This window comes from Pseudoglutamicibacter cumminsii, from assembly GCF_003143995.1.
GTDB classification, from domain to species: Bacteria; Actinomycetota; Actinomycetes; order Actinomycetales; family Micrococcaceae; genus Pseudoglutamicibacter; species Pseudoglutamicibacter cumminsii_B.
In genome coordinates, this window is sequence record NZ_QFWG01000018.1 from 1 (window position 1) to 4,690 (window position 4,690).

Sequence of the window (4,690 nt, forward strand, 5' to 3'; positions counted from 1 at the left end):
ACACGAGTATTGAGCATAGTCGAGATTGGTGCAGATCACTTCTGATATTGAACTGTCAGGAGCTGGCTGCACAACAGCCATTACGCCCAATCAACTGGTGCAGTCGTCTTCTGAAAATGACATTTGGTATCTCTCATAAACGGATGTTTTTGAGAGAACTATCTTCGGCGTTCACACGCACGAAAGGCGGCGAAGCTCCGCCGTTAATCCGTCCGCCGGAGATCTCGCCCAGGCAGGCTGAAGGCCGAGCAAGCCTGACAGGCCCGAAAAGCCCGGCACGGGCGTCGGCGGCGATGACGGCGGCGGCATTATCCAGGGTTGATGATGGAAGTGGAGGATATCGACAACCTCTCGCGCAACCAAGACATCGCGGTCGGACTGCAAGTGATCTTGAAGCCACGGGCCCGTCCCACCCCGACATGGACCTCGATGCCCGAACGGACGTTAGATTTCGAGTTCTAGGCGTTCTGCGATGAAGGTTGGATCCCAGCCGGGATTGAAAGTGTCGACGTGGGTGAATCCGAGCCGCTCGTATAGGCCACGCAGGTTCGGGTGGCAGTCGAGCCGCAGCTTGGCGCACCCCTGCGTTCGCGCGGCATGGCGGCAAGCCTCGATCAGCGCGGAGCTGACACCCCGGCCCGCATGTGTCCGTCGCACCGCGAGCTTGTGCAGATATGCGGCCTCCCCCTTGAGGGCGTCGGGCCAGAACTCGGGATCCTCGGCCGACAAGGTGCAACAGCCGACGATGCCGTCGCTGCAACTCGCGACTAGGAGCTCGGATCTCAGGACGAAGGTCTCCGCGAATGTCCGGTCGATCCGCGCGACGTCCCAGGCGGGCGTTCCCTTGGCGGACATCCACGCCGCAGCGTCGTGCATCAGCCGCACAACCTCGTCGATATCACCCGAGCAGGCGACCCGAACGTTCGGAGGCTCCTCGCTGTCCATTCGCTCCCCTGGCGCGGTATGAACCGCCGCCTCATAGTGCAGTTTGATCCTGACGAGCCCAGCATGTCTGCGCCCACCTTCGCGGAACCTGACCAGGGTCCGCTAGCGGGCGGCCGGAAGGTGAATGCTAGGCATGATCTAACCCTCGGTCTCTGGCGTTGCGACTGCGAAATTTCGCGAGGGTTTCCGAGAAGGTGATTGCGCTTCGCAGATCTCCAGGCGCGTGGGTGCGGACGTAGTCAGCGCCATTGCCGATCGCGTGAAGTTCCGCCGCAAGGCTCGCTGGACCCAGATCCTTTACAGGAAGGCCAACGGTGGCGCCCAAGAAGGATTTCCGCGACACCGAGACCAATAGCGGAAGCCCCAACGCCGACTTCAGCTTTTGAAGGTTCGACAGCACGTGCAGCGATGTTTCCGGTGCGGGGCTCAAGAAAAATCCCATCCCCGGATCGAGGATGAGCCGGTCGGCAGCGACCCCGCTCCGTCGCAAGGCGGAAACCCGCGCCTCGAAGAACCGCACAATCTCGTCGAGCGCGTCTTCGGGTCGAAGGTGACCGGTGCGGGTGGCGATGCCATCCCGCTGCGCTGAGTGCATAACCACCAGCCTGCAGTCCGCCTCAGCAATATCGGGATAGAGCGCAGGGTCAGGAAATCCTTGGATATCGTTCAGGTAGCCCACGCCGCGCTTGAGCGCATAGCGCTGGGTTTCCGGTTGGAAGCTGTCGATTGAAACACGGTGCATCTGATCGGACAGGGCGTCTAAGAGCGGCGCAATACGTCTGATCTCATCGGCCGGCGATACAGGCCTCGCGTCCGGATGGCTGGCGGCCGGTCCGACATCCACGACGTCTGATCCGACTCGCAGCATTTCGATCGCCGCGGTGACAGCGCCGGCGGGGTCTAGCCGCCGGCTCTCATCGAAGAAGGAGTCCTCGGTGAGATTCAGAATGCCGAACACCGTCACCATGGCGTCGGCCTCCGCAGCGACTTCCACGATGGGGATCGGGCGAGCAAAAAGGCAGCAATTATGAGCCCCATACCTACAAAGCCCCACGCATCAAGCTTTTGCCCATGAAGCAACCAGGCAATGGCTGTAATTATGACGACGCCGAGTCCCGACCAGACTGCATAAGCAACACCGACAGGGATGGATTTCAGAACCAGAGAAAGAAAATAAAATGCGATGCCATAACCGATTATGACAACGGCGGAAGGGGCAAGCTTAGTAAAGCCCTCGCTAGATTTTAATGCGGATGTTGCGATTACTTCGCCAACTATTGCGATAACAAGAAAAAGCCAGCCTTTCATGATATATCTCCCAATTTGTGTAGGGCTTATTATGCACGCTTAAAAATAATAAAAGCAGACTTGACCTGATAGTTTGGCTGTGAGCAATTATGTGCTTAGTGCATCTAACGCCCGCCTCAACTGCCGGAGGTTAATGGCGCCTTTTTTGCAGCTCCACCGCAAAAAAAGGTGACAGTAACCGGAGGTCAGATTGCAGGCGCTTGTTAACTATTTTGCCAGATTTGATAACAATAGTTAATGTTAGACTCGAAATCTTGCTCAAATACCAACTTGAATGTATCTGGGATTTCAGGAAAAACTATGTCTCCATCTCGCTCGATGTCGACTGTTGAAATATGCAAAGTATCTACTTTGGAAATCAAGCTTTTGTATATTTCACCACCACCAGAAACGATAACATGATCCGTGATTTCCTCTAAATTTATTAAGGCATCCTGAATTGAGGAGAAAACCATTACACCCTCATCATTCGTAGAAAAATTAGAGCGAGTTACAACTGCATACTTTCGATTTGGGAGAGCGCCCATTGACTCAAAAGTTTTGCGTCCAACTAAAAGCCATTGATTATATGTAATTGCCTTAAATAGAAGTTGCTCGCCTTTGGCGCTCCATGGAATATCTGGTCCATTACCGATAATACCGTTCTTCGACTTGGCAGCCATTAGTGATAACTTCACGATTTCTCCCTCGAGTTAACGCTTGAGTTAAGCCGCGCCGCGAAGCGGCGTCGGCTTGAACGAATTGTTAGACATTATTTGCCGACTACCTTGGTGATCTCGCCTTTCACGTAGTGAACAAATTCTTCCAACTGATCTGCGCGCGAGGCCAAACGATCTTCTTCTTGTCCAAGATAAGCCTGTCTAGCTTCAAGTATGACGGGCTGATACTGGGCCGGCAGGCGCTCCATTGCCCAGTCGGCAGCGACATCCTTCGGCGCGATTCTGCCGGTTACTGCGCTGTACCAAATGCGGGACAACGTAAGCACTACATTTCGCTCATCGCCAGCCCAGTCGGGCGGCGAGTTCCATAGCTTCAAGGTTTCCCTCAGCGCCTCGAATAGATCCTGCTCAGGAACCGGATCAAAGAGTTCCTCCGCCGCTGGACCTACCAAGGCAACGCTATGTTCTCTTGCTTTTGTCAGCAAGATAGCCAGATCAATGTCGATCGTAGCTGGCTCGAAGATACCTGCAAGAATGTCATTGCGCTGCCATTCTCCAAATTGCAGTTCGCGCTTAGCTGGATAACGCCACGGAATGATGTCGTCGTGCACAACAATGGTGACTTCTACAGCGCGGAGAATCTCGCTCTCTCCAGGGGAAGCCGAAGTTTCCAAAAGGTCGTTGATCAAAGCTCGCCGCGTCGTTTCATCAAGCCTTACGGTCACCGTAACCAGCAAATCAATATCACTGTGTGGCTTCAGGCCGCCATCCACTGCGGAGCCGTACAAATGCACGGCCAGCAACGTTGATTCCAGATGGCGCTCAATGACGCTTAGCACCTCTGATAGTTGGTTCGAAATTTCGATGGTCACCGCTACCCTCATGATGTCTAACACCTGAATTAAGCCGCGCCGCGAAGCGGCGTCGGCTTGAATGAGTTGTTAGGCAACACCGCGCTTTCTCTCGAAGGCTTGTCGTGTTTGAACCATGTAAACCGCCGGCCCGTCAGGCGTGGTGATGATCTTCTCCCGCACGAATCCTGCCTTCTCATAGCAGCGTATGGCTCGATGGTTGTTCGGAGTCGGGTCGGTCTGAATCTTCGTCACGGTGGGGTCCGAGAACAGTAGTTCAACGAGAGCGCGGACAAGCCTTGTTCCTAGGCCTTTGTTCAACTGTGTCGGGTCAGCCAGAGACTGGTCTATTCCTCGCACTCCTGGATCAGTTTCATCTTCCCACCAGCCATCACCGCTTCCGAGCGCGACGTACGACTGAGCATAGCCGATCGGTTCCTCGCCCAGCATTGCGATGTACGGTGTTACGGACTCTTCCGCCATCGCTCTGGGCAGGTAGTGTTCCAGCACTTCATCAAGAGTCGGTCGCTCTTCGTCACCACCCCACCACTCAACGATGTGCGGCCGGTTGAGCCAATCATGGAGCATCGGCAGGTCGCGCTCGGTCATGAGGCGAAGAGTTATGGGGGGGGTGCTCGCGGACATGAAATGGTCGCTCTGTGCTGCCTAACTTTGTTTTAGGGCGACTGCCCTGCTGCGTAACATCGTTGCTGCTCCATAACATCAAACATCGACCCACGGCGTAACGCGCTTGCTGCTTGGATGCCCGAGGCATAGACTGTACAAAAAAACAGTCATAACAAGCCATGAAAACCGCCACTGCGCCGTTACCACCGCTGCGTTCGGTCAAGGTTCTGGACCAGTTGCGTGAGCGCATACGCTACTTGCATTACAGTTTACCAACCGAACAGGCTTATGTCCACTGGG

The 4,690-nt window shown here is 55.1% G+C and carries 6 protein-coding genes; all 6 read right to left on the reverse strand.

Translation table 11 applies throughout. The features are described from left to right. Positions 1-444 precede the first annotated feature (444 nt). Positions 445-945 carry a GNAT family N-acetyltransferase gene (locus CAY35_RS09365; RefSeq protein ID WP_000376623.1) on the reverse strand — a complete coding sequence of 167 codons (501 nt, stop codon included), beginning with the start codon at positions 943-945 and terminating at the stop codon, positions 445-447. Between the two features lie 127 nt (positions 946-1,072). Continuing rightward, the gene (gene sul1 / locus CAY35_RS09375; protein WP_094980939.1) at positions 1,073-1,912 is read right to left on the reverse strand and encodes a sulfonamide-resistant dihydropteroate synthase Sul1; all 840 of its coding nucleotides are present in this window, start codon (positions 1,910-1,912) and stop codon (positions 1,073-1,075) included. After that, positions 1,906-2,253, reverse strand: coding sequence for a quaternary ammonium compound efflux SMR transporter QacE delta 1 (locus CAY35_RS09380; RefSeq protein WP_000679427.1), 348 nt, complete (start codon positions 2,251-2,253; stop codon positions 1,906-1,908). The genes sul1 and CAY35_RS09380 overlap by 7 nt, the downstream gene beginning before the upstream one ends. A gap of 203 nt (positions 2,254-2,456) precedes the next feature. Further along, entirely contained in the window at positions 2,457-2,930 is a 474-nt protein-coding gene (gene dfrA16, locus CAY35_RS09385) for a trimethoprim-resistant dihydrofolate reductase DfrA16 (RefSeq protein WP_109304339.1), read from the reverse strand. 74 nt (positions 2,931-3,004) lie between these two features. Then, positions 3,005-3,796 (reverse strand): AadA family aminoglycoside 3''-O-nucleotidyltransferase, encoded by a 792-nt coding sequence (locus CAY35_RS09390; RefSeq protein ID WP_109304340.1) that lies wholly within the window; start codon positions 3,794-3,796, stop codon positions 3,005-3,007. 57 nt (positions 3,797-3,853) lie between these two features. After that, on the reverse strand, positions 3,854-4,408 hold the full coding sequence (locus tag CAY35_RS09395) for an aminoglycoside N-acetyltransferase AAC(6')-IIa (protein ID WP_023622803.1): 555 nt from the start codon (positions 4,406-4,408) through the stop codon (positions 3,854-3,856). Positions 4,409-4,690: the final 282 nt, after the last annotated feature.

What these genes read in the sequence shown, in the direction of transcription:
- CAY35_RS09395 (WP_023622803.1), bottom strand. Translation starts at nt 4,408, where the DNA reads ATGTCCGCGAGCACCCCCCCCATAACTCTTCGCCTCATGACCGAGCGC.
- CAY35_RS09390 (WP_109304340.1), bottom strand. Translation starts at nt 3,796, where the DNA reads ATGAGGGTAGCGGTGACCATCGAAATTTCGAACCAACTATCAGAGGTG.
- CAY35_RS09365 (WP_000376623.1), bottom strand. Translation starts at nt 945, where the DNA reads ATGGACAGCGAGGAGCCTCCGAACGTTCGGGTCGCCTGCTCGGGTGAT.
- sul1 (WP_094980939.1), bottom strand. Translation starts at nt 1,912, where the DNA reads ATGGTGACGGTGTTCGGCATTCTGAATCTCACCGAGGACTCCTTCTTC.
- CAY35_RS09380 (WP_000679427.1), bottom strand. Translation starts at nt 2,253, where the DNA reads ATGAAAGGCTGGCTTTTTCTTGTTATCGCAATAGTTGGCGAAGTAATC.